The 23,618-nt window shown below is 75.2% G+C and carries 24 protein-coding genes; 6 read left to right on the top strand and 18 right to left on the bottom strand.

Annotation, left to right across the window (positions count from 1 at the left end):
- Positions 1-21: 21 nt before the first annotated feature.
- The 11 genes from A4V12_RS31055 to A4V12_RS31005 form a co-directional block, all read right to left on the bottom strand.
- Entirely contained in the window at positions 22-1,287 is a 1,266-nt protein-coding gene (locus A4V12_RS31055) for an aspartate aminotransferase family protein (protein WP_064072800.1), read from the bottom strand.
- Between the two features lie 123 nt (positions 1,288-1,410).
- On the bottom strand, positions 1,411-1,917 hold the full coding sequence (locus A4V12_RS31050) for a flavin reductase family protein (protein ID WP_079137493.1): 507 nt from the start codon (positions 1,915-1,917) through the stop codon (positions 1,411-1,413).
- A gap of 1 nt (position 1,918) precedes the next feature.
- Positions 1,919-3,586, bottom strand: a complete 1,668-nt coding sequence (locus tag A4V12_RS31045) for an amino acid adenylation domain-containing protein (protein ID WP_079137525.1) — start codon at positions 3,584-3,586, stop codon at positions 1,919-1,921.
- A 5-nt stretch (positions 3,587-3,591) separates the two neighbouring features.
- The gene (locus A4V12_RS31040; protein ID WP_064072798.1) at positions 3,592-4,608 is read right to left on the bottom strand and encodes a hypothetical protein; all 1,017 of its coding nucleotides are present in this window, start codon (positions 4,606-4,608) and stop codon (positions 3,592-3,594) included.
- Between the two features lie 196 nt (positions 4,609-4,804).
- Entirely contained in the window at positions 4,805-5,665 is an 861-nt protein-coding gene (locus A4V12_RS31035; protein WP_064072797.1) for a 4'-phosphopantetheinyl transferase family protein, read from the bottom strand.
- Complete coding sequence (locus A4V12_RS31030) at positions 5,658-6,827, bottom strand: acyl-CoA dehydrogenase family protein (protein ID WP_079137492.1); 1,170 nt, start codon at positions 6,825-6,827, stop codon at positions 5,658-5,660. Before A4V12_RS31030 ends, A4V12_RS31035 begins: the two co-directional genes overlap by 8 nt.
- On the bottom strand, positions 6,824-7,078 hold the full coding sequence (locus A4V12_RS31025; protein WP_064072796.1) for an acyl carrier protein: 255 nt from the start codon (positions 7,076-7,078) through the stop codon (positions 6,824-6,826). Before A4V12_RS31025 ends, A4V12_RS31030 begins: the two co-directional genes overlap by 4 nt.
- A 139-nt stretch (positions 7,079-7,217) precedes the next feature.
- Positions 7,218-8,618 carry an alanine racemase gene (locus A4V12_RS31020; RefSeq protein WP_234372401.1) on the bottom strand — a complete coding sequence of 467 codons (1,401 nt, stop codon included), beginning with the start codon at positions 8,616-8,618 and terminating at the stop codon, positions 7,218-7,220.
- On the bottom strand, positions 8,615-10,213 hold the full coding sequence (locus A4V12_RS31015) for a class I adenylate-forming enzyme family protein (RefSeq protein ID WP_064072795.1): 1,599 nt from the start codon (positions 10,211-10,213) through the stop codon (positions 8,615-8,617). The genes A4V12_RS31020 and A4V12_RS31015 overlap by 4 nt, the downstream gene beginning before the upstream one ends.
- Positions 10,210-11,508, bottom strand: a complete 1,299-nt coding sequence (locus tag A4V12_RS31010; RefSeq protein ID WP_079137491.1) for an acyl carrier protein — start codon at positions 11,506-11,508, stop codon at positions 10,210-10,212. Before A4V12_RS31010 ends, A4V12_RS31015 begins: the two co-directional genes overlap by 4 nt.
- Entirely contained in the window at positions 11,505-11,774 is a 270-nt protein-coding gene (locus tag A4V12_RS31005; protein ID WP_079137490.1) for an acyl carrier protein, read from the bottom strand. The genes A4V12_RS31010 and A4V12_RS31005 overlap by 4 nt, the downstream gene beginning before the upstream one ends.
- A 1,126-nt stretch (positions 11,775-12,900) precedes the next feature.
- Between A4V12_RS31005 and ectA the strand changes: the two genes are divergently transcribed.
- The 4 genes from ectA to A4V12_RS30985 all read left to right on the top strand — a co-directional run bounded on the left by ectA (position 12,901) and on the right by A4V12_RS30985 (position 15,246).
- Positions 12,901-13,497 (top strand): diaminobutyrate acetyltransferase, encoded by a 597-nt coding sequence (ectA, locus tag A4V12_RS31000; protein WP_079137489.1) that lies wholly within the window; start codon positions 12,901-12,903, stop codon positions 13,495-13,497.
- A complete protein-coding gene (locus A4V12_RS30995; RefSeq protein WP_064072794.1) occupies positions 13,494-14,294 on the top strand; it encodes an enoyl-CoA hydratase-related protein in 801 nt (266 codons plus the stop codon). The genes ectA and A4V12_RS30995 overlap by 4 nt, the downstream gene beginning before the upstream one ends.
- Before the next feature lie 64 nt (positions 14,295-14,358).
- Positions 14,359-14,814 (top strand): hypothetical protein, encoded by a 456-nt coding sequence (locus A4V12_RS30990; protein ID WP_159028967.1) that lies wholly within the window; start codon positions 14,359-14,361, stop codon positions 14,812-14,814.
- A gap of 132 nt (positions 14,815-14,946) precedes the next feature.
- Positions 14,947-15,246, top strand: a complete 300-nt coding sequence (locus A4V12_RS30985; RefSeq protein WP_079137488.1) for a hypothetical protein — start codon at positions 14,947-14,949, stop codon at positions 15,244-15,246.
- Positions 15,247-15,310: 64 nt separating this feature from the next.
- On the opposite strand, the gene A4V12_RS30980 is transcribed toward A4V12_RS30985, so the two are convergent.
- The 6 genes from A4V12_RS30980 to A4V12_RS30960 all read right to left on the bottom strand — a co-directional run bounded on the left by A4V12_RS30980 (position 15,311) and on the right by A4V12_RS30960 (position 21,239).
- A complete protein-coding gene (locus A4V12_RS30980) occupies positions 15,311-17,020 on the bottom strand; it encodes an ABC transporter ATP-binding protein (RefSeq protein ID WP_234372400.1) in 1,710 nt (569 codons plus the stop codon).
- A 258-nt stretch (positions 17,021-17,278) separates the two neighbouring features.
- Positions 17,279-17,695, bottom strand: coding sequence for a lasso peptide biosynthesis B2 protein (locus A4V12_RS30975; RefSeq protein ID WP_079137486.1), 417 nt, complete (start codon positions 17,693-17,695; stop codon positions 17,279-17,281).
- A 55-nt stretch (positions 17,696-17,750) separates the two neighbouring features.
- Entirely contained in the window at positions 17,751-18,008 is a 258-nt protein-coding gene (locus A4V12_RS30970) for a lasso peptide biosynthesis PqqD family chaperone (RefSeq protein WP_064072790.1), read from the bottom strand.
- Positions 18,005-19,885 (bottom strand): asparagine synthase-related protein, encoded by a 1,881-nt coding sequence (locus A4V12_RS30965; RefSeq protein WP_064072789.1) that lies wholly within the window; start codon positions 19,883-19,885, stop codon positions 18,005-18,007. Before A4V12_RS30965 ends, A4V12_RS30970 begins: the two co-directional genes overlap by 4 nt.
- 145 nt (positions 19,886-20,030) lie before the next feature.
- On the bottom strand, positions 20,031-20,138 hold the full coding sequence (locus A4V12_RS37810; RefSeq protein WP_110635242.1) for a keywimysin-related RiPP: 108 nt from the start codon (positions 20,136-20,138) through the stop codon (positions 20,031-20,033).
- Between the two features lie 807 nt (positions 20,139-20,945).
- Positions 20,946-21,239: a YkvA family protein gene (locus tag A4V12_RS30960; protein WP_064072788.1), complete on the bottom strand. Its 294-nt coding sequence runs from the start codon at positions 21,237-21,239 to the stop codon at positions 20,946-20,948.
- A gap of 199 nt (positions 21,240-21,438) precedes the next feature.
- Here A4V12_RS30960 and A4V12_RS30955 point away from each other — a divergent pair, with 199 nt between their 5' ends.
- A complete protein-coding gene (locus A4V12_RS30955; protein ID WP_234372399.1) occupies positions 21,439-21,705 on the top strand; it encodes a hypothetical protein in 267 nt (88 codons plus the stop codon).
- 15 nt (positions 21,706-21,720) lie between these two features.
- Here the strand turns inward: A4V12_RS30955 and A4V12_RS30950 are convergent, their stop codons facing one another.
- Positions 21,721-22,629 carry an EamA family transporter gene (locus A4V12_RS30950; RefSeq protein WP_064072786.1) on the bottom strand — a complete coding sequence of 303 codons (909 nt, stop codon included), beginning with the start codon at positions 22,627-22,629 and terminating at the stop codon, positions 21,721-21,723.
- 84 nt (positions 22,630-22,713) lie between these two features.
- On the opposite strand from A4V12_RS30950, the gene A4V12_RS30945 reads away from it, so the two are divergent.
- The gene (locus tag A4V12_RS30945) at positions 22,714-23,616 is read left to right on the top strand and encodes a LysR family transcriptional regulator (protein ID WP_064072785.1); all 903 of its coding nucleotides are present in this window, start codon (positions 22,714-22,716) and stop codon (positions 23,614-23,616) included.
- Positions 23,617-23,618: the final 2 nt, after the last annotated feature.

The following is a 23,618-nucleotide window of genomic DNA, read 5'->3' as shown; positions in this document are numbered from 1 at the left end:
CGCACGGCGCCGCGGGCCCGGTCAGGCGGCCAGGCTCCGTGCGCCGGCCACCGAGGCGACCGCCTCGTCGAGTATCGCCAGTCCCCGCTCCAGCTGCCCGTCGGGCACGGTCAGCGGCGGCAGTACCTTGGCCACCTCGTCGTTCGGTCCGGCCGTCTCCACCAGCAGACCGCCCCGGTAGGCGGCGTCGCACACCGCGCGCGCCTGCCCCGGGCGGTCGAAGGGCAGGCCCCACGCCAGGCCCCGGCCCCGGGGGGCCGGCAGCCCGTGCCGCCGGGCGGTGTCCGCCAGCGCGTCGCCGACCCGCTGCCCCAGCGCCCTCGTCCTGGCCTCCAGCACGCCGTCGGACCAGAACAGTTCCAGCGCCCGCGCGGCGGTGACGAACGCCGGGTTGTAGCCGCGGAAGGTGCCGTTGTGCTCGCCTGGCTTCCAGACGTCGTACTGGGGGCGGATCAGCGTCAGGGCCATGGGCGTCCCGTACCCGCTGATGGACTTGGACAGGCAGACGATGTCCGGCACGATTCCCGCGTCCTCGAAGGAGAAGAACGGCCCCGTGCGCCCGCAGCCCATCTGGATGTCGTCCACCACCAGCAGCGTGCCGTGGTCGCGGGCCCAGGCGGCGAGCGCCCGCAGCCACGCCGGACGGGCCGGGTTGACGCCGCCCTCGCCCTGCACGGTCTCCACCACCACGGCCGCGGGCGGTCCCGCCTCGGTGGCCGTGTCCAGCGACCGGGCGAGCCGGCTCACCGCCCGTTCGTCGTCGTCGGCGGGGTCGTCGTACGGCAGCGGCACGGTGTGCGGCAGGGGCACCCCCGCACCGGCCCGCTTGACCGGGTTGGCGGTGACGGCCAGGGCGCCCAGCGTCATCCCGTGGAAGCCGCGCTCGAAGTAGGCGACGGTGTGGCGGCCGGTGACCTTCCGGGCCAGCTTCAGCGCGGCCTCGACGGCGTTGGTGCCGCCCGGCCCGGGGAACTGGACGCGGTGGTCCATGCCGCGCGGGACGAGGACCAGGTCGCGCAGCCGCTCCAGGAAGGTGCGTTTGGCGGCGGTGTGCATGTCGAGCCCGTGGGTGACGCCGTCGCCGCCCAGGTACTCCAGCAGCGCCGCCTTGAGGGCGGGCGGGTTGTGGCCGTAGTTGAGGGCGCCCGCGCCGGCGAAGAAGTCGATCCACGACCGTCCGTCCTCGTCGCGCAGTACGGCGCCGTGCCCGGTGGTGAACACGGCGGGCCAGGCCCGGCTGTAGCTGCGTACCTCTGATTCCATGGTGCCGAAGACGCTCGTATCCATCTCTGCTCATCCCTGTCGGACGTCGGTGCGTGCACGGGTGCGGGTCGCGGAGTGCGGGGTGTGCGTACGGGGTGTGTACGCGTGCGGGAGCGGCCGTTCCGGCGGCGCGCCCCGGACGGGTGCTCAGCCGGCCACGGCGTGCTGGTGGCGCCGGTAGAGCACCAGGGCCCGGGCGTCCGGGTCCTGACGGGTCCACAGGGCGCGGCCGATCAGCAGGGTGTGGTCGAACGCGGTGGGCGCCCGGTCGAGCCGGCACACCACGGTGGCGGCCGTCCCGTCCAGCACCGGGCAGCCGTCCTGGTCCCGGTGGGCGACGCCCTGGAAGCGTTCGGCCGCCGGGAGCCGGGCGAACCGGTCCATCAGGTCCCGCTGCTGCCAGCTGAGGATGTTGACGGCGAAGCTCCCGTGGTCGCGGGCGTGCCGCACGGTACGGCCGCCGCTGGCGAGCGAGACGAGCAGGGCGGGCGGGTCGGTCGACAGCGACAGCACCGCGCTGGCGGTGCAGCCGACCGGTCCGCCGGGGCTGCCGGTCGTGATGACGGCGATGCCGGTGGCGAGCTGCGCCATGGCGGTGCAGAACTCCTCACGGCCGGGCAGCTGGGTGGTGTGGGGGGCGGTGGTCGCGGTCACGTCACCGGGTTCCTTCCGGGAGGGGCGCGCGGCGGGCGCCGGGTGTGGTCGGGTCCGCGGGCATGGTCCGGTCCGCGGGTGCGGCGGGGCGGGATGCGGCGGGGGCGGCCGGGGCGGCCGGGCGGGCCGTGTCCAGGGCGGCGAGCACGGCGTTGCGGTCGGTCTTGCCGTTGAGATTGAGGGGCAGTTCGGTGAGGCGCAGCAGGGTGCGCGGCACCATGTAGGCGGGCAGCCGCTCGTGGAGGGCGTCCAGCAGCGGCGCCGGGTCCGGGGCCTCCCCGGTGTAGACGGCCTCCAGGGCCGGGGCCGCCCGGTCGGTGCGGGCCACCACGACCGCGTCGACGACACCGGGCCGGGAGCGGAGCGCCTCCTCCACCTCGCCCAGCTCCACCCGGTAGCCGCTCAGCTTGACCTGGCTGTCGAGGCGGCCCAGGTGCAGCAGGCCGTCGCCGGTCCGCGCCACCCGGTCCCCGGTCCGGTACCAGTGGGCGTCCGTCAGCGGGCCCTCCTCGTACGGCCGCAGGCCCCCGCCCGGCTCACCCGCGGCGAACCGGCCGGGGTCGTCCGCCGGGTCGAGGTAGCCGGGGAACCGCTGCGCCCCGCGCACCAGCAGTTCGCCCTCCTCGGCGGGGCACATCCGCTCGTCCACCACCAGGGCCTCGGCACCGGGGTGGGGGGTGCCGATGGGGAGGGTGCCGTTGCCGGTGCGGGGCCAGTCGGCCGGATCGGCGGGGAGGCGGTAGCCGGTGCAGGTGACGGTCAGTTCGGTGGGGCCGTACAGGTTCTCCAGGCGTGCCCCGGGAGCGGCCGCGGCCCACGACCGCGCCTGCCGCAGGGTGAGCGGTTCGCCGGCGAAGGCCGCGTACCGCAGGGTCGGCATCGCGCCGGGCGGCAGCCGCCGCAGCCGGGCGGCCAGCGAGACGACCGACGGCACCGAGAACCAGTGCGTCAGTGCGTGCCGCGCCACGAACCCGGCGGGGTCCAGCAGCTCGTCCCGCGTGGGCACGACGAGCGCCGCGCCGGTGCTCCAGGCGACGAACATGTCGAAGACGGAGGGGTCGAAGGTCAGGTCGAAGGTCTGCGACAGCCGGCTGTCGGGCCCGGCGCCGGTCCGCGCGACGGCGTGGTCGAGGTAGGCGTCGGTGTTCGCGTGCCGGATCACCACTCCCTTCGGGCGGCCGGTGGAGCCGGAGGTGAAGAGGATGTACGCGGTGTCCCGCGGGCCGGGGCCCGGCAGGCCGCCGAGGTCGGGCGCACCCGCGCCGTCCGTGAGCGCCACCGGGACGACGGGCACGGCTCCGCCCGCGGGACGGGCGTCCGCCTCCGCGTCGGCCAGCACCATCTCGGCGCCGGCGTGCCGCACGACCGTCTCGTTGCGGCCCGGAGGGGCCGCCGGGTTGAGCGGCACCACGGCCGCGCCCAGCCGTTGCACGGCCAGGTAGGCGGCGTACGTCACGGGGGTGCGCACCGCCAGCAGCGCGACCCGGCGGGGCGGCCGCCCGCCGGGCCCCGGCCGGGCGGTGCGCAGCCGGGCGGCCAGCGTCTCGGCGCGGGCGCGCAGTTCGCCGTACGACAGCGTCGTGGCTCCCACGGTGAGCGCCGTGCGGTCGGGGTGGCGGTGGGCCGTGCGGGCGAAGCGGTCCCACAGGGTGAGCGGCTGGGCCGGCATCGCGGTCACCCTCCCTGCCGGGCGTGGGAACGGGCGGCGGGACGGGCCGTGGGCACGCCGTAACCGTGCGCGGCGTGCAGCGGCGAGGCCGCCGCCTCCGCCTCGGCCAGGGCGGTGAACGCCCCGCCGACCAGGGACGGCCGGGGCCGGCCGCGGCGGGCCGAGTTGGCGGCGAAGCGGAGGAGGCGGGGCAGCTCCCGCCACTTGGCGGTGGTCGTGCCGATCGCGTCCCGTTCCGCGGGGGAGAGCGCGTCGTCCGCCGCGGCCAGCAGATGGGCGTCGCGGAACAGATGGTGCTGCGCCGCCGCCCACACGTCCTCCAGCACCCCCCGGGCGCCGCCGTCCCCGAGGTCGGCCAGGAGCAGCCGCGCGGTCTCCTCCAGGGCGCCGGCTCCGGTGAGCCACGGCCCGCCGGGCAGCCGCTCGTCGGTGCTGCCCGGCTCCTCGGCGAGCCACTGGTACGTCTCGTACGGCGGCGGGGCGACCGGGAACCCGTACGCGAGCGCGTTGCGGGTGCGGTGCACCTCGGACAGCCCGCGCGGGAAGCCCAGCAGCGCGGTGAACTCGTCGGCGGACAGTTCCCCGGAGAACGGTTCCTGGGACGCGCCACCGTCGAACAGCGCGGAGAAGCCGTCCACCACGTGCCAGGCGCCCTCCGGCGTACGGCCGTCCACCAGGACCAGGTGGGGGGCGTGCTCGTCGGGCGCACCGGACAGCCAGGGCAGGGCGCCGCTGTCGGCGACGACCAGGACCCGGCCCAGCCGGTCCAGTTCGGCGGTGATGCCCGCGAGGGCGGTCTCGGCGTCGGGGGCGCCGCGGTAGCCGAGCCGCCGCCCGCCGGGCAGGTTGTTCAGGGCACGGTCGTGGTGCGAGAAGCGCCCGGTGACGGGGTCCACCGCCAGCCGCACCGAGCGGGCCAGCAGGTCGGTGGAGCCGGGGGCGCGTGCGGCCAGGTAGGCGGCCAGGTTCTCGGTGTAGCAGCTCAGGCCCAGACTGGCGGGGGCGGTGGGATCGGTACGCATGGGGTCCTCCACGGAAGGGGTCGCAGCGGCCCGGCGGCGGGAGCGGCCGTGCGGCGGTCGGGCCCGGGGGGCCGGGTCGGGCGGGTTCGGGACGGCCTCGGGGCGGTCGGGTCGGGGGGCGCTGGGACGGTCGGGTCGGGTGCGGTCGGGACGGCCGGGGCGGGGTCAGGTCGGTCGGATGGCCGGGTCGGGCGGGTCAGGCGCGGTCGGTCGTTGCGGTCGGGACCGGGCCGGTGGCGCGATGCGAGTGCGTCACGGGTGGGGCGGTGGTACGGGACGGTCCGGCGGGTTCCGGCGGGCCGAAGGCACAGGCCAGGGCGGCGGGTTCGGGGCCCGCCCCGGCCGGCCGGGGGAGCCGGCACCACCGCAGGGAGCCCCAGGCGCCGGCCGGTGCGTCCGGGTCGGCGGGCACCCGCCAGGGCGCGCCGGCCAGGCCGGTGCCGCGCGCCTTCACGCACGCCTCCTGCACGGCCCAGACCCGGGCGAAGGCGAGGGCGGCCGGGCCCGGTGCCATGGCCGTCAGACGGGCCGCCGTCCGCGGCGCGCAGCAGCGCCGCAGCATCCGGGGCGACGGCGGCACCGGCACCTGCACGTCCACGCCGACGTCAGCCCCGGCGCCCACGGCCGCCACCGCGTACGGGCCGCTGTGCGACACGCTGATGCCCGTGCCGGGCGAGCCGGGCAGCCGGGGCCGCCCGCCCGGCTCGGGGACCACGGGCCCCCGGGCGCCCTCCTCACCGAGCAGCCCGGCGAGCAGGTGGCGCACCAGCGCCCGGCCTGCCAGGTGCTCGGCGGCCCGCCAGGGCGGCATCCCGGCGGCCGCCCGCCGCTCCTCGGGCCGCAGCCGGTCCAGGACCCGGGGAGCGGCCAGCACCCGGTCCGACCGGGCGAGCGCGAGGACGATGCCGGGCGCCGGCCTCCAGAGCCGGACGACCGGGTCGACGGGGCCCGTGGAACCTGCGACGTCACCGGCGGCGACGGAACAGGCCGGGCCCCGGGCGGGGCGGGCCTCCGGGCCGCCGCCCGGCCGGAACCGGGCGGCGCGGGCGTCAGACAAGGGTGGTCTCCTGGTCGAGCAGGCTCAGCGAACCGTTGGCCAGGTGGAGCCGGTCGTTGCCGTAGTTGAGCGAGGCGGACCGCAGGTCGCGCAGGGCGCGCTCCAGCGCGAGCGGCTGGTTGCGCAGGTAGCCGTGGCGCAGACCCACCAGCTCGACGAGTTCCTCCACGGCCGCCGGGCACTGCTCGGAGGCCGTCACCTTCAGCGCGTTGACCAGGAGCTGCCACGGGGCGCCACCCCGTTCCCGTTCGGAGAGCGTGCCGTAGACGTCGGCCGTATGGCTCAGCATGGCCTGCACGGTGTCGATCCGCTGACGGGCACGGGACAGCCGGGTCAGCAGCAGCTCGCTCTTCAGGTCGCGGCGGCGCCGCTCCTCCGGGCTGCGCAGCAGGCGCAGGGTGCGGGACAGCGCGCCGGCGGCCGTGCCCAGCCAGCAGGCGCTCCAGCCCAGGTGGGCGAGCGGCGCGAAGACGTCGACGGTCACGCGGCGGAAGTCACCGGGCGCGCCCACCACCTGGTCGTGCGGGACCGCCCCGGTGAACCGCATGGGCACGCTGTGCGTCCCGCGCATGCCCATCGGGTCCCAGCCGCCGAGGACCTGCACGTCCAGCTGGTCGCGTTCCGCGTAGACCAGCGACACCTGGCCCTCGGAGGTGGCGCCGGGCGCGAGGGCGGTGATGAGGTAGGCGTCGGCGTGGGCGCCGCCGGTGACGATCGGCGCCATCCGGTCCAGCTCGATCAGGTCGCCCTCGCGCCGGGTGGCGGTGCCGGAGCTGAGCAGGTGCCCGCCCTTGCCCGCCTCGGTGGTGACCGACCCCAGGTACAGGTCGCCCCGGGCGACCCGCGGCAGCACCCGTTCGCGCAGCTCCTCGGAGGCGTGGTGGACCAGCGCCGCCACCTGCTGGCCGTGCATGGCGAACACCATGGCGGCCGACATGTCCTGACGGGCGATCAGCTGCGAGACGGCCAGGAGGTCGGGCACGGTGCCGCCGAGACCGCCGTAGCGGGCCGGCACCAGCAGGCCGAGGAGCCCGGAGGAGCGCATCGCGGTCAGACCCTGCGTGGGGAAGGCCGCCTTCTCGTCGCACTCGGCCGCGTGCCTCTCCACCGTGCCGAGCACGGGTTCCAGGCGCTCGGCGAGAGCGGGGCCGAGGGCCCTCACCGGGCGTCCACCACGGCGGAACGCGCGTGCTGCACGGCCTCCCAGAGCGACCCGGCCGTCTCGAAGTTGGCGTCGGTGAGCTGGTCGTCGGGGAGCGTCACCCCGCAGTTGTCCTCCAGGTCGAAGACGAGGTCGATGGCCTGCATCGAGTTGAGGCCGAGGTCCCGCAGCCGGTCCTCCGGGCGCAGTTCCTGCCCGGGCGCGAGGTAGCGCAGGTGGGGACGGAGGGTGTCGGTGAACGCCTGGTCCATGGTGGGTCTCCTGAAGTGGTGTGCGGTGCGGGTACGGGAGGTGGTGCGGCGGGGCGGCTGTGCCCCCCCCGCGGCGCCGGAGCGGTGGACGGGGCACGTACGGCAGAGGCGACGGGCGGTCCGAGGGCGGTGCGGCCGGTCAGCCGGCGGCAGGGCGCCGGACGAACGTCAGCCGGTCGCTGCGCACGACCCGCCCGCCGTCGGTGACGATCTCGGCCGGCGCCGGGTGGCCCAGGAACAGCACGAGGCTGGCGTGCAGCCCGTAGGCGCCGGTGTTCGGTACGGCGAGGAGGTCGCCGGGGGCGACGGCGGGCAGGTCGTGCGAGCGCGCCCACATGTCGAGCGGGGTGCACAGCGGACCGCAGATCATCGCCGGTCCGGGCGGTTCACCGCCGTCCCGGCCCCGCGCCCCGGCGCCGTCCGGCGGGCCGTCCGCTGCGGCGGCACCCGGCGCACCGGCGCCCGCCGGGACCACGTCCGGATGGAGCGGCGGTACGCGGCGCAGCCCGGCCATGCCGCCGAGGTGGTTGATGCCGGTGTCCAGGACGACGACCCGCTGCCCGTGGGACTGTTTGACGTCCAGCACCCTGGTCAGCAGCCGCCCGCAGGTGGCCGTGAGGTAGCGGCCGGACTCGAAGGCGACGGAGGGCGCGCCCCGCCGCCAGCCGGGCAGCGCCGCGTCCAGTGCGCCGGCCAGCCGATCCGCGAGCCCGGGGTAGGCCGGCAGCTCGCCGGAGCGGGCGTACGGGGCGCCGAAGCCGCCGCCGAGGTCGACGGTGCGCAGCGGCACGCCCAGGGCCTCGTGCAGGGTCCGGGCCACGGCGATGGCCTCGCCGAACGAGTCGCCCAGCGCCTGCTCGTCGCTGATGTTGGTGGCGAGGTAGAGGTGGAGCCCGGTGATGCGGGCGTGGTCGCCCCCGGCGTACCGCTCGGGATGTGCGGCGATGTGGCCGGCGTCGGCGCCGAACGCCGAGGGGTCGCCGGTCATCCGCAGTCCGGCGCCGCGGCTGCCGCCGCCCGGGTTGACGCGCAGCAGGTAGCCCGCGCGCACACCGTGCCGGGCGGCGGCGCGGTCCAACTGGCCGATGCCGTACAGGGAGTCCACGGCGAAGTCGCGCACCCCGGCGGCGAGCGCCCCGTCCAGGTCCTCGTCGCGCTTGCCCGGGCCGGTGTAGAGGATGTCGCCGGCCGGCACCCCGGCCTCCAGGGCGGCGTCCAGTTCGCCCGGCGAGCTGACCTCGGCCCGGCAGCCGAGCGCGTACAGGGCGGCCACCACGGCCGGGTGCGGGTTGGCCTTGAGCGAGTAGTACAGCTCGCTGGGTTCCGGCAGCCAGGACCGCAGCCGGGCGTGCGCCGCGCGCACGGCGTCCAGGTCGTAGACGTACGCCGGCGTCGCCGTCCCCGGCGGCAGCGGAACGTCCGGCGGCAGAGGGGCCGGAGCCTGCGCGGCGGACGCGGCGCGGACCTGCCCGGCGGCGACCTGCGCGGCGGGTGTTTCGCCGGGTACGGGCGGGCGGGTACGGGGCGTGGTGTCGGTCACGGCCGGCCCTCCGTCAGCTGCCCGGCCAGCACGGCCTTCGCCGTCTTGCCGTTGGCGTTGACCGGCAGTTCCTCGACCGAGCGGCACACCGGGGGCACCTTGAAGTCCTCCAGGTGCTCGCGCAGCCGGGGCAGGACGGTGGCGGGGTCGGCGGTGCCGGTGACCACCAGGACGGCCTGCGGCCGTGTGCCGTCGGGGGGCAGGACGGCCGCGGTGTCCACGTCGGGCAGCCGCCGGGCGGCCGCCTCGACCTCGATGGCGCTGACCCGGAAGCCGTCCTGCTTGTAGATGTCGTCGCGGCGGCCGGCGAAGTACAGCCGCCCGTCCTCGTCGGTCCATCCGTAGTCGCCGGTGCACAGTTCGGGGAAGAGGCCGTCCCGGCGGGGGAAGCGGGCGGCGGTCAGCTCGGGCCGGCGCCAGTAGCCGGCCATCACGTTCGGCCCCCGCACGGTGATCTCACCGACCTCGCCGGCCGGCAGCCGCTCGCCCGCCTCGTCGACCACGAACACCTCGGTGCCGGTCAGCGGCAGGCCGCAGCTCCCCGGCCGGACCAGGTCCTCGTCCGGTTCGGCGATGGTGAGGCGCTTGCACTCGGTGAGCCCGAACATGAGCTGGACCCGCAGCCCCGGCAGCACCTCGCGCAGCCCGTCGGGGATGTCGGAGGGCAGGGCGGCACCGGTGTTGGTGAGCAGCCGCAGCGGGGGCCGGGGGCCGCCGCGCCGCCGCAGCAGCCGCAGCAGCGCCCCGGAGACCGGCGGGACGGCCGGCAGGACGGTCGCCCTGCTGCGCACCAGGTTGGCCAGGAGCGCGGGACCGGACTCGGCGGCCGAGCCGAGCCACACGTGGCTGCCGGCGAGCGCGGAGAGGAACACCTGGTAGAGCCCGTAGTCGAAGGAGAGCGGCAGCGGGCAGTAGACGACGTCGTCGGCGCGGTAGGCCAGCCGTTCCGCGATGGCGTGGACGGCGAACATCATCTGCTGGTGGGTGGAGACCACGGCCTTGGGCATGGCAGTGGTGCCGGAGGTGTAGATGAGGCAGACCGGATCGACCGGCAACGGTCCGTCGGTGTCGGTGTCGGTGTCGGTGTCGGTGTCGGTGGCGGTGTCGGTGGCGCCGGGGGTGGCGCCGTCGGCGTCCGCTCCCGGCCGGCGCGTTCCCGCCCCGGCCGGCTCGGCAGCCGTCTTCGACGGTCCGGTGCCGAACGTCTCCGGCCCGGTGACGGGCACCCCCGCCTCGCGGACGGCGTCCCGCGTGGCGGCGGAGGCGGCGACGGCCAGGGCCGGTTCGCAGTCGTCCAGTACGTGGCGCAGCACGTCCCCGCGCACCTGCTCGTGCAGGACGGAGAAGACGACGCCGAGCCGGGAGGCCCCGAACAGCAGGGGCACCAGGGCGGGACCGGCGTCGCTGGTCACCACCAGCCGGTCGCCGCGCCGCAGTCCGCGCTCGCGGAGCACCACCGCGCAGCGGTGACTGGCGTCGATCAGTTCGGCTCGGCTGAGGGTGACCTCCCCGCAGGTGACCGCGGGGGCGTCCCGGTCGGCGGTGGGAGCGTCGAGGAGGTCGTGCAGCACGGTGGCGTGCGGGCGGGTGTTCACGCGCGGCTCGCCTCCTTACCGGTGACGGTGCGCAGGACGAGGCCGGCCAGGCCGTCGACGCGGCGCAGCACGTCCGCCTCCAGGTCGCCGGGGGCGAACTCGACGCCGTAGGCGTCCTCCAGCCGCTCCACCGTCTCCACCATCTGGAAGGAGGCGAAGCCGTCGAGTTCGGTCAGGTCGTCGCGGCCGGCGACCGCCTCGGGCGCGATGCCCAGGACGTCGGCGACGGTGTCCACCACCGTCTCGCGTACGCGTGCGGGGTCGAGGGACATGGTGGTGGCCTCTCCGGGCGGGGTACGGGTGGCGTCGACGGCGGACCGGGCGTCCGCTCGGAGCAGTTCCGCCAGCGCGGTGTGGATCTGCGGCGGTACGGGGCGGCCGCGCTGCACCCGCCGCGCGGCCAGGTAGCACTGGCCGGCCAGGGCGTCCCAGGCGGCGGCCCGTTCGGCAGCGGTGCGCGCGAGGGGGGAGCCCGGCCTGTGGTGGGCCGCCCATGCGGCGTGCAGCCGGCGCGTACGGTTCAGCAGCCAGGTCTCCAGCAGCAGCGCCGTGCACGCCTCCCGCTGGTCGGGGTGGTCGCGGAAGGCGGCGGCGTAGCGTTCCGGGGCGTCGCCCGCCAGCAGCAGCGCCGCGTCCCGCGCGTTCTCGTCGAGGACCAGGTCCACCTGCGGACGGGCGGGCGGCACGGGGCGTACCGCGACGGGCAGGGCGGGCGATCCGTCGAACAGGGCGGCCGCCTCCGCGCGGGCGAAGGCGCACACCACCGGCTCCGCCTGGCCGTAGGGCGTCTGGTTGTCGTAGGCGTCCACCGCCTCGACGCGGGCGCCCCCGTCCACGGCCCTGAGCAGCACGCTGTGGTCCATGTGCTGGTGGCCGTGGTACGGCAGCCACGGCATGCGGTGCGCGTCGCCGACCACGTACAGGGGGCTGCCGTCCTCGGGGAGCAGCTCCAGCAGTGCCCTGCCCTCCGTCACCGGACGGCCGGCGCGCAGGGAGAGGCCGAGGAGGTGGCCCATCGTGCGGATCTGGTCGGCCGGGGGCTGTTCGACGGTGGGCAGCCGCCCGGGGCCGGCGGAGCGCGGGGCGAAGCCCGTCCGCGCGCCCAGCTCCAGGTGGGAGCCCGGCCCGTGGGCCGCGTCGGCCAGGACCGCGGCGTTCACCTGGATGCAGTCCAGCGCCGTGGTGTCGATGCCGCGGATGGCCTCGGCCAGCGGCTGGGCGGCGGCGACCGCGGGGTCGGTAAGCGCCCCGGGGCCGGCGGGACCGGTCGTGGGGCCCGGCAGCGTCGTGTTCACGCGGCGCGCCTTCCGGTGGGGGCCGAGTCCCGCACGATGTCCGCCAGGTCGCCGACCGTGTAGACACCGGCGAGCCGCTCGTCGGGGATGGTGATGCCGAAGGACTCCTCGATGTCCTCCAGCACCTGCACGATGGCCATCGAGTCCATCCGCAGGTCCTGTTCCAGCCGGGTCTCGGGGGCCGGGGAGCCCGCACCGGCGGGAAGGTGTTCGGTACGTGCCCGTATCAGCGGGGTGAGGCGGGCCATGACGTCGGTCGCGATCACGTGGGGTTTCCTCCGCAGACGGAAGCGGGATGGGCGGGGGAGCCGGCGGGCGGTCGACGGGGTCGCCGCGGGCGCCGTGGTACGGGAGGGGGAGAGTGGTGACGGGCCAGACGGCCGGCACCGCGAGGGGTGGTGGCGCGTCCGGGCGCCGCCGCCGACGGGTCGGCGCCGGCCGGTGGTTGCGGCCGGCCGAGGCCGGCGGGTGTCGGGGGGAGGGGGGTGCGTTCGGTGCGGGAGCACCGGTCACGCTGCTGGACGGGGCGTGCGGTGCCGCCGCCGTACGCGCTGGGGCGGCCTGCCGGAACGGTGTTCCGGCGGCTTTCGGAAAGGGCGGGGTGAATTACCGCGCCGGGACGGTGCGACGGATGGCGCGACAGCGGAAGAAGCGTCCCACGGAAGCAGATTCGGCGAAGTCGGCTCTGCGCCGGGATGCGCTTCCCATGCGAGTCACCCCTTCCGGTGATTCGTTGTTCCGTGGCTTGGCCACGGGCACATGCAACAGGTTTACACGAGCGACGGTACGACTAGCCACACCTCCCGTTCTCCATGCCCGGCCGACCATGAAGTGTCCAAAAATAGAGTCCGAGTGGAGACCCGCCGACCGGCCGGTGCGGGTTGCCGGGCGGCGACCGTGAACGGCCGTTCCGCCGGGCCGAAGTTGCTGCTGGAGGCCACCGCGCGCCGTCCACGACGTGCGCGGCCGGAGGCGGCGCGCGGTGTCTCCGCGAGCGTTCGAATGATCTTCGCGCTCATGCGGAAACCAGCCAGACGAAATACCGACAACGCTTTTCACCTGCCCTTCGGTCGGCCCGGGTAAAGAATTTCCGCGAGGCCTGGCGCCGTCGCGATCCACTGTGCTAGACAGATCGCACACCTGACGCGTCGCATCGGCACGTCGAAATCCGGTGTCTCTCGGCGCGCGTTCGCGCGGACACCTGGATTCGCGCAGCATCGCCCGCGTACCGGCATACCGGCGCACCGAAAAAAACCCACCGGCATGTTATTCCGCCCTCGCAGTGGCGCGGATCCATTGTTCCCTCGGAATTCATCAATACGTCGTCCGAGCCGAACCGAGCCGAATGGAACGCACCCGCACCCGCACCGAGCCGAGCTCCGAAAGGTCTCCATGAACGACCTCGACCCCCACCAGGCATCCGGCCCCGACACCCACGGCGTCACCCTCCGCCCGCCCCGCCCCGCAGACGCGCCGGCGGTCTGGCGACTGGTGAGTGAATCCGACATCCTGGACACCAACAGCCTCTACTACTACAACCTCTGGTTCCGCGACTTCGCCGACACGTCCGTCGTCGCGGTCACCGGCGACGGCCGCGTGGCCGGGTTCGTCACCGCCTACGTACGCCCGTCCCGGCCGGACACCCTCATGGCCTGGCAGTCGGCCGTCGACCCCGGCCACCGTGCGCCCGGACTCGCCGTACGGATGATGCACGAACTCGCCGACCGCACCGCCGGCCGGGGCGTGACCTGCTTCGAGACCACCGTCAACCCCGGCAACCGCGCCGTCGCGCTCATGCTGCGGAGGTTCGCCCACGAGCGCCGGCTCGACGTGCGCACCGAAGTCCTGTTCGGCACCGACGACTTCCCCGGCGACGGCTCCCGCCCCCACCCGCCGGAGGTGCTGTACCGCATGACCCCGGCCGAGCCCGTCCCACGACACCGTGCTGCCGCCGGCTCGACCGCGGCAGCCGCCGTCCCCGCACGATGAGCCGCGCGTCCCTCCACGTCACCGTGGACGACGGCCTCGCCCTCGTCACCATCACCGGCAGCGGTGAAGGCAACGCCCTCGGCGGCACGTTCTGGACGGAGCTGGAGCACGTCATGGCAACCGCCGCGGCCCGCGACGACATCCGCGCCGTCGCGCTCACCGGCGAGGGCGCCACCTTCTCCGTCGGCATGGACCTGCGCTGGTACGTCGTACGCCTCCGGCGCGCCGAGCGTTCCGGGGACCGGGCCTTCATGGACGACGACGTCCGGCGGCTCCAGCGAGCCGTGACCGCGGTCGCCGCCTGCCCCAAGCCGGTCGTCGCCCTCATCGACGGCGAGTGCACCGGGGCCGCCCTGGAACTGGTCAGCGCCTGCGACATCCGCTACGCCACCCACCGGGCCACCTTCGCCCTCCCGGAGGCCCAACTGGGCGTCGTCGCCGACCTCGGCGGCCTCCAGCGCCTGCCCCTCCTCGTCAACCAGGGCCATCTGCGGGAGCTGGCGTTCACCGGCCGCACCATCGGCGCCGAACGCGCCGCGCGCATCGGCCTCGTCAACGACGTGTACGCGAGCCCCGCGGCCCTGCACGACGCGGCCAGAACCCTCACCGACGAACTGCGCCGGCACCCCGCCCACGTCATGGAGGGCGTCAAGCGCACCCTCGACGACGCCCACCAGGACGCGGTACGGCGCGGCCTCGACCACTGCGCCCGCTGGAACGGCGCACACACCGGGGCCGACGGACTGCGCAAGGCCATGAGTGCCCGGCTGGAGACCGCGACCGCGACCGCGCCCTGAACCGGAGCACACCCGACCCTTCCCGCACCCCCCCCACACACACCGAGAGGGACACCGGATGGACATGAACGGACCTCCCCGGCACCGGCCCGCCCCGGTCCGCCGCCGGACGCGCGCCACCCTGGTCAGCGGCCTCGCCCCGCGCTTCACGCTCATGATCGGCGACCCGCGCGTCGTCACCGCCCCGCACGTGTCCTGCGTCGAGGACACGATCGACGTCCACTACCCCGAGACCCGCATCAGCTGCCGGCTCCGGCGGCTCCCGGCCACCGGCGCCCTGCTCTGCGCCTTCCGCGTCACCCACCTCGCCCCCGACGGCACCGCGGAGGAGCACCACCACCTCGACCTCACCCTCGCCGGCCCCACCGGGTCCGCCGCCCAGCGCGAGGCCGTCCTGAGCCACCTGCACGCCTTCCGGTGCGCGGCCGCCGCCTCCCGCGTCCGGGCGGCCACCCGCGTCCTGCGCGGCGACCCCCACCTCCACCGGCCGGTCGTCCACACCTTCCTGGCGGCCGCCTGACACCTGCGGCCCCGGAACTGCGGCCGCCGCTCGGCCCCGGGCGGAGCCGGCAACCGACGCGCGGGCGGCCGCGTGACCGGAGCCGCCTGTGCGGCGTTGGCCCGGCAGAGCCTCTTCTGAAAGGACATGTCGATGACTCATGGTTGGGCGTCCACACTCGCGGCGGCGGCCGGTGCCGCGGGCCTGGTGGTCGCGGGAGCCTCGACGGCTTCCGCGACCACCGTCATCGGGTTCGGCAACTCCGCGATCGGCAACGCCTGTACGAACCTGGGCTCAGCCGCGGCGAACGGGGTCACGGCCGCGGGTCCCGGGGTCGTCACCGCGCTGGTGGCCGCCGTCCCGTACGCGAGCGCGACCAATCAGTGCGGCAACCTGGGGATCCCCCTCCGGCCCCTGGAGGACCGGCTGGTCGTGCAGGCCGTCGAGTCGTAGCGGCGGCGCCGGAAGGATCCACCCCCCGGCCGGCGGCCGCGCCGGCCGGGGGGCCTTCCGCGCCTCAGACCAGGTGTTGCCCCGCCGCCAGCCCGCGGTAGAGGGCGTCGGTCGCGAGCAGTCGCTCGTGGGTGCCGGCGGCCCGGACCCGCCCGGATTCCAGCAGCAGGATCTGGTCGGCCCGGGTGACCGTCGACAGCCGGTGGGCGATCACCATGACCGTGGTGGTGCGGCCGACGTCCGCGAGGGTCTCGTGCAGCGCCGCTTCATTGGCGGCGTCGAGCTGCGAGGTCGCCTCGTCCAGCAGGAGGAGCCGGGGACGGCGCAGGAGGGCGCGCGCGATGGCCACCCTCTGCCGTTCACCACCGGACAGGGTGCTCCCGCGGTGCCCGACCGGGGTGTCGAGGCCGTCGGGCAGACGTGCCACGAGCGAGTCCAGGCGCGTGCGGCGGAGGATGTCGTACACCTGCGCCTCGTCGGCTTCCGGGGCGTTCAGGAGGAGGTTGTCCCGCAGGGTGCCGGAGAGGATCGGCGCGTCCTGCTCGACGTAACCGATGAGCGCGCGCAGGCGGGTCAGGGGGCGGTCCGCGATGTCCTCCCCGTCGAGGAGGATGCGGCCCCGGTCTGGCCGGTAGAAACGTTCCAGCAGGGAGAAGACGGTGGTCTTGCCCGCTCCGGACGGTCCGACCAGGGCGGTGGTGGTCCTCGGCGGCACCTCGAAGGTCAGGTCCTCGTGCACGGGCGGGGCGCCGGGGCCGTAGGAGAAGCGCACCCCCTGGAAGGTGACGCGCGCCGGCGGGTGCGGCTCCTGCGGGAGGACCGGGGCCCCGGCCGGGAGGCCGACCGGCTCGGTGCCCATGGCATGCACCTCGTCGATACGCGCGGCGGCGGCCGATCCGGTCTGCAACAGGCCGACCGACTCGACGAGCTGCCCGATCCGGGGGGTGAGGGCGAAGACGTAGAGGAGGAAGGCGATGAGGGTCGATACGGTGATCGTGCCGGTCGCCACGCGCGCGCCCCCCACGCCCAGGACGACGAGGAAGGACAGTTGCACGGCGACGGTGGAGGTGGTGGCCGACAGCGCCTGCCACCCGGCGGCCCGGGTGCCGGCGCGACGGGCGTCCTCGGCCGCTCGGTGCAGACCGGCCGTCTCCCGGCCCTCCGCACCGGCCGCCTTGACGGTGCGCAGGGCGCCCAGGGTGCGTTCGAGCCGGGAGCCCATGCGGCCGACCGCCTCCTGGGTCTGGCGGGCGGCCCGGGCGATGGGCGGCACGGCCGCGGCGACGGTCGCACCGGTCAGCGCGATCGTGGCCAGCATGATGCTCAGCAGCACCGGATCCAGCAGCGCCATGAGCACCAGCGCCGCCAGCACGACCAGCAGGCCGCTGCCCGCGGAGGCGATCGAGCGCGTGGCGACCTGCCGCAGCACCGTGGTGTCCGACGTCACCCGGGAGATCAGCTCACCGGGCTCGGTGCCGGTCAGCTCGGCCAGCCGCAGCCGCAGGAGGCGCTCCGACAGGCGCCGACGCGCCGTGCACGCGACCGACTCCGCGGTGCGTTCCAGCACGTACTGCCCCAGCGCGGCGGTCGCGGCGCCCACCACGACCAGGGCACTGAGCACGGCCAGTGCGCCCAGGGCGGGCCGGCCGTCGCCCAGCGCGTCCACCATCCGCTTGACCACCAGCGGTTGCGCGAGTGCCAGCAGGCTCCCGGCCAGCGACAGCGCGCTGCCGAGGACGATGCCGGAGCCGTGCGGCCTCAGGTGGGACAGCACGATCCAGGGGCGTGCCCGGGCGTCGCGCACGGACGCGCCGGGCCCGCCGCCGGGACCGGAACCAGCGGCGGACGCCGGGGCGCGACCCGGAGCGTGGCCCGTCGTGGGCTCCGGGGCGGAAGCGCTCCCGGCGGCCTCCGGTCCGCCGGACGGGCGGTCCCCGGTGGCGGCCGGCGGCTTCGGGCGGCGGACCGTCCGCCCGGGCGCGGGCGGTCCCGGGGGAGGCTCCGCGAACGAGGGGGAGGAGGCCACCGGCGCTCAGTCCACCATGAAGAACCGCTGGAAGTAGTCGGCCGGTGCTCCCTCGCCGACGAGGACCCCCTCCGCCTCCACCCAGGCGTGCGCGGCGAACGGCGGCTGGGTGCGCACCCCGACGCACCAGGTCGGCCACTGACCGCGCAGGCGGCACAGCAGCACGGTGGCCAGCGACCGGGGGAGGCACCCCTGTTGCCCTCCCGCCGACAGGCTGACGGCCAGGACGGTGTCGCGGGCGCGGGTGGCCTCGGCGAGCGTCGCCGGTCGCGCGCCCTTGCGCAGCCGCTGCAGTACGCCGCGGATACGGGCCGGGGGCCGGCGGGCCAGGACGTGGGCGCAGAGGACGACCAGCCGGGTCACCAGCCGCGCGCCGAGGGGGACCGACCGCGGGTCGTGCGGCATGACTTGCGAGGTGGACACTGCTTCACCCTTCGGACACGGTGGCTGCGGGCACGGTGCGGACGCGGTCGGGGTATCAGGCGGTCAGCAGCCGGGCGGCCCGCAGTTCCTCCAGGATGCGGGCGATGTCCTCCTCGACCTGTTCGGCGCTCACGTCGTACGTGTCGGTGAGTGCCGTCACCGCCTGTTCGGTGCTCGTGCCCTCGAGGAGGGTGCGCACGATGAGGGCGGCGGTGGGGTTGAGGGTGTAGTACTCGCCGCTGCTCTGATCGAGCAGGGCCATACCGTATTCGGTGTCGGCCGTCACCACGCCGGGCCGCAGGTTCATCGTCATGCCGGGATGCCTCCCATGTCGGTTCGGGGCCGGCCCCTCCGGCCGGCGGATTCCTCCCTGGAGCGCAGCCAGACCTCGCAGCCGACGGTGGCGTGCAGGAGCGCGCTCTCCAGGTCGGCGGCGAGGGGACGGCGGCACCATTCGCGCAGGGTCTCCACGTCGATGAGGCCGAGGCGCCGCAGTCGGGCGTCGTCCCACAGGGCGAGCAGCGACGACCGGTGCCTGCGCAGCCCGGTCTCCTCCTCGAAGGCCGCGTGTGCCTTGGTGGTCCGCAGACGGCTGACGTCGGGCACGACGCCCCGCATGGCCTCCTCGATCAGCGGCTTGTACCGCCAGGGGGTGACCCGTTCCTCCGGGCGGACGGCGAGCGCCGCCTCGATGAGGAGGTCGTCGTAGTACGGGGAGGCGAAGGTGACGCCCAGGGGCTCGGACATCTGCTGGACGTGCCGGGCGAAGCGGGCGAGGGTGCGTATCGTCACCAGCTCGCGGTGCACACCGTGCCCGTCGCCCAGCGCCTGAGCCTCCGGCGCCTGCGCACGGATGAGATCCCGCACGGCCTCCACGGCCCGGCCGGTGGCCCACGGGGGGAGCCGTGGCGGGGTGCCCCACTCGAAGAGGGGCACCGACATGGGCGGCTGCGGCAGGGTGAGGTCGCGGGCCACCTGCCGCAGCCAGGCCCCGTACGAGCGGCCGTCGAGCAGCTGCCGCACCGCCGTCCGGCGCGACCACCGGTGCCTGGACACGAACCCGCGGGCGTGCCGCCATCCCGTACGGGGGTGCCGGCGCAGCAGACCGTGGACATGGGCGCCGGCACCGGCGAACAGCTCGTCCCCGCCCATCCCGCTCAGGTGCACCGAGGAGCCGCGCTCCGCGGCCCGTTCGATGATGTACATGCGCCGGTGGCGGTTGACGGAGTACATCGACGGGGTGTCGAGGTCGTCCTCGAGTTCGTGCACGCCGTCGAAGGTCAGGGGCACGGCGGTCGCCGGCACCACATGGTGTTCCAGCGCGTTCGGCGGGTGCAGCGCCTCCGCCGTGCGCCGCGCGTAGGTGACGTCGTCCCCCAGGACGTCGTGGATGGCGGCGGTGTACGCGACGACCTCGGCTCCCGAGCGGACCGCGGTGCACACCACCGCGGTGGAGTCCACCCCGCCGAGATCGGCACTGACCGGTGCCCCGTCCGCTACGCGCACCGCGACCGCGTCGGCCAGCCGGTCGCGGACCAGCCCGGCGCCCTCGGCCAGGGACAGCTCGGCCGGCGGCGGCGACCAGCACCGGCTCGTACGGACGTGCCCGTCGTGGTCGAGCCTGAGGCGGTGGTCGCCGGGCACGACGTCGACGCCGCGCCAGACGGTCTGCGCGGTCAGGGGATGCAGGATGCCGGGGCTGAGCAGCTGGACGGCCAGCCGGCCCTCGTCCGGCTCCGCCCCGGCCAGGTCGGCCAGGACGTCGGCGCGGTCACCGGCGACGTACGCGCCGTGCGCGCCGCGTGCCGGTGCCACGAAAAGGCTGCGCACGCCGCTGACGGTGCCGCGGACCAGGACGTCGCCGTCGAAACTCGCGAGCAGATGGTGACTGCCGGGCCAGGTACGGGCGAGCCGCTCGGCCGCCTCGGGGGACCCGCCGCCCGCCGCGCGCTCCGCTTCCCGCTCCGTCACCGCGTGCTGTCCCAGCACGCACAGCCGGGTCCGTCCGCACACGGCCGTGGTCATGCCGCGCGCCGGCCAGCGCCCCAGCAGCCAGGGCCGGCCCGAGGCGTGCCGGATCTCCTGCACCGCACCCGACCCGGCCCGCGCGGCCAGGCTCGCCACGGCGTCGGTGTCCGGGAGGACCAGGAACCAACTGGCCCCTGTGGGAAATGGCGTGCCGGTCGTCATGCACAGGCCCCTCTAGGTCGATGCGTGCCAGCGGTACGGGGACGAGCGTGGGCGGCGCGAACACGCCGCCCACGCTCCGGATCCGGGTCCCCTCAGGACGGGCCGTCAGTTGCCGGCCCGTCCGCGGGGCGAGGGATGGGCCGGATCACAGCAGGCTGTGGCCGCCCAGCAGGTCGGGGCTGCCCGTGCCGGCCAGACCGGTGACCTTCTGGAAGTCGCCGACCTTCGTGAGCGTGGGACGCTCGTAAGCCATCGTCATACCCTTTCGTCGTGGGTTGAGCAGGGCTGATGGTGCTTCATGCGTGAGCCGGCGGCCCTTCCTGATCCGCCAGGGCGCCGCCGACGCAGTGCACAAAGCTAGGCGCCGGCATTTCCTCGAGCAACGGCGCACACAAGCCAATCGCCACCCCGCCCCCACGGCCGTTTCTCCGCGTTCCACGTGCATGTTGCACGTCCGCCCGAACGGTTGGTCATACTCCCGGCCGGACGGGGTATGAGAGGGGCCTTTTCCGCGGGCAAACGTATTTCGAGCCATGGACGGAACGTCACGGCAGTGCGGGCCGTGGCCTCGCCGGGCCTTCGACGTGCGGTGACGGACGCGCGGCGCGTGGGGGGAGGGAGGCGTTCCGGACAGACGGGCCCCCGCCGTCCGGGAAGGCACGCTTGCGTGCGTCCGGGGTGACGGCGACCGCAGCCGCCGCCCCCTGTGCCGTTGCGCCGCGGCCCCGGCCGACGTGCTGTCGTGCGACCGGGGCGGTGACGCTCTTCGGCGGCGGGCCCTCCGCGGACCCCTGGAGGCGACCGTGGTCGAACCCCGTCCCGCGAAGGCTCGTTGCGCCGGCTCGGCCCACCGGGTGCGGCGGCTTCCTGTCAACGGCGCCCCGCGGGGGCGGCGGCCTCTGTGGTGGACCGTCGGACCCGCGGCCGGCGTTCCCCTCCCGGCCGCAGCCGCCGCGCCAAGGGGGATCGTGTGGGCCCGCGCCGTCCCTTCCCCGGCGAACGGGTCATCGTCAGGGACGGGAGCAGCGGCGCACACGGCCGCAGGCGCGGAGCCGGCTCTTCAGTACGGCAGCTCCTTACGGTCCGCCCCGCTCCTCGCCGCGGCCGCGTGCAGCGCCCGCAGCGCCACAAGCAGGACACCGACGTCGTCCAGGTAGACCGGGTCCGGGATCAGGTCGACCGGCGACACCGTGTAGACCACGGCCGCCCAGAACAGGGCCTTCGACTGCAACGGCACCCCGGCGTCCAGCAGCAGCCGGCGGGCCCGGAAGACCCGTACGAGCAGAACCGCCGCGCACACGGCCACGACGAGAGCGAGAACCACGGCCACCACGAGCCAGGAAGAGCTGTCCATGGTGCCCTTGTACCCGTGCGGGTCGCGGCCGCACCGATCCCTTGCCCCCGCGGCGCGAGCGGGACGGCCGACACCCGCCGGGTGGCTGCGCCCCGTCAGGTCTCCCGCAGGGACGGCCACTCGGTGAACCGCCGGCCGATTACGCGGGCGCCGATATTCCCTGCGAGGGGTGCCGCCTTGTCCCTAGGCTCTGCCTCCGATGAAGAGACGTGTGCAGTTCACCGAACAGGTTGCGCGCTTCCGCGCATACATGCCGATCGATGACCGCGAGAGGTTCCAGCGTCTCGTCGACAGGATCACCGCCGATCCCGAGGGCGCCGACAGTCACCTCGCCTACACGAACGACACGGTCACGCGTGCGGCGTGGGAGGATCGCGTGACGGTGCACTACGTCGTCACGGCCTTCTTCGTGGTCTTCATCGAGCTGGACATCTACGACCCGTCCCGCGGCTTCAACGAGGTGTGACCGTACCGGCGACGCTCACGACGCCTCCTGCACGCGGGGCCGTGCCGTGCCGGCGCGGGCACCGGTGCGGGTCGCCCCGATACCGGCGACGACCACGAAGACGACTCCGGCCGCGGGCAGCAGGCCGGGCGCCTGGCCGAGCACGAGCAGGCCCGCGACGAGGGCGATGGCGGGCTCCAGGCTCATCAGGGTGCCGAAGGCCGAGGTGGTCAGGCGGCGCAGGGCGAGGAACTCGAGGATGAACGGTCCGACGACGCTCAGCGAGGCCAGGCCCAACATGACGGCGAGGAGCTGCCACGTCACGCGGCCCAGGTCGGTGGGGGCGGCGACGAGAAGGCCGAGGACGCCGGCGACGGGCATGGACAGGGCCAGGCCGCCCAGGCCGGTGACGGTGTCGCCGACCCGTTGGGTCAGGAGGATGTAACCCGCCCAGCAGGCCGCCGCGGCCAGCGCGAAGCCCACTCCGACCGCGTCGCCGCCGCCGTGCCAGGGCTCGGTCAGCAGCACGACGCCCAGCGCGGCCGCCGCGGTCCAGCGCTTGCGCCCGCCCCCGGATCCGTACAGGGACACGGCGAGGGGGCCGAGGAACTCCAGGGCGCTGGCGGTGCCGAGCGGCAGGCGGGAGGCCGCGAGCATGAAGAACACCATCATGCCGGCGGTCACCGCCCCCAGGGCCGTGCAGGCCAGCAGGTCGCGGCGCGCGAAGTCGCGGGGGCGCGGCCGCACCAGGAGCAGGAGCAGCAGGCCCGCCCACGCCAGGCGCAGCCCCACGGTGCCCAGGGCACCGAGCCGGTCGAGCAGGGTCACGGACAGGGCGAGGCCCAGCTGGATGCCGGACATGGACCCCAGGGCCATGAGGACTCCGCCCTCGGGACCGCGCAGGCGGCCGGGGCGGGACGTGTCGGGGAGGGCGATCGTGCTCATGGGCTCCAGTAGATGTCCCCAGCACCGTTCGTGTCCACGTGCCGATCATGGACATACCGTTCGATGATCACGAACAATGGAGGGATGGAGACACGACGGCTGCTGCTGCTGGTGGAACTGTCCAGGCTCGGGTCGATGCGGGCGGTGGCCGAGGCGCAGGGCACGACGACGTCGACGGTGTCGCAGCAGATCTCGGTGCTGGCACGGGAGATGGGCACCGCCCTGATCGAACCGCACGGGCGGCAGGTGCGCCTCACCCCGGCCGGCCGGAGGCTGACCGAACACGCCACGGCGATCCTCGCCGCCGTCGAGGCGGCCCGCCTGGACCTCGCTCCCGGAGCGGAACCGAACGGCACCGTGCGCATCGCCGGGTTCGCCACCGCGATCCGCGCGTTCCTCCTGCCGCTCGTCACCGAGCTGGCCGCGAGCCACCCCCGGGTCCACGTCCTCGTCCGCGAACACGAACCGGCGGAGGCGCTGGCTCTGCTGGCCGCGGACGAGACCGATCTGGCACTCACCTACGACTACAACCTCGCCCCTGCCGCCGGTGACCCCGCGATCCACGCCACCCCGCTCTGGACCGCCCGATGGGGGCTGGGCGTACCCGCGCACCCGGACACCGGCGGCGCGACCACGACACCGGAGGTCTTCACCCGCTTCCGCGAGCACGACTGGATCGTCAACTCCCGCAACAACGCCGATGAGACCGTCATCCGCACGCTCGCCTCGATGGCGGGGTTCACGCCCCGCATCACGCACCGGGCCGACAGCCTCGACCTGGTCCAGGGCATGATCACCGCACATCTCGGCGTCGGACTGCTGCCCCAGGACACGGCCCTCCTCCCCGGCGTGCGGCTCCTGCCCCTGACCGAGCCCGACGTGGTGCTCCGGGCCCACGCCGTGGCCCGGCACGGCCGGTTGGACTGGCCCCCGCTCGCCCTGGTCACCGACCTGCTCAGCCGCCGAGCCACGCACCCCGACCACTGACA

It is taken from the genome of Streptomyces noursei (assembly GCF_001646665.1).
Classification (GTDB): domain Bacteria; phylum Actinomycetota; class Actinomycetes; order Streptomycetales; family Streptomycetaceae; genus Streptomyces; species Streptomyces lavendulocolor.
Note: the sequence above shows the minus strand (reverse complement) of the source record. Positions and strands in the feature narration are given on the sequence as shown.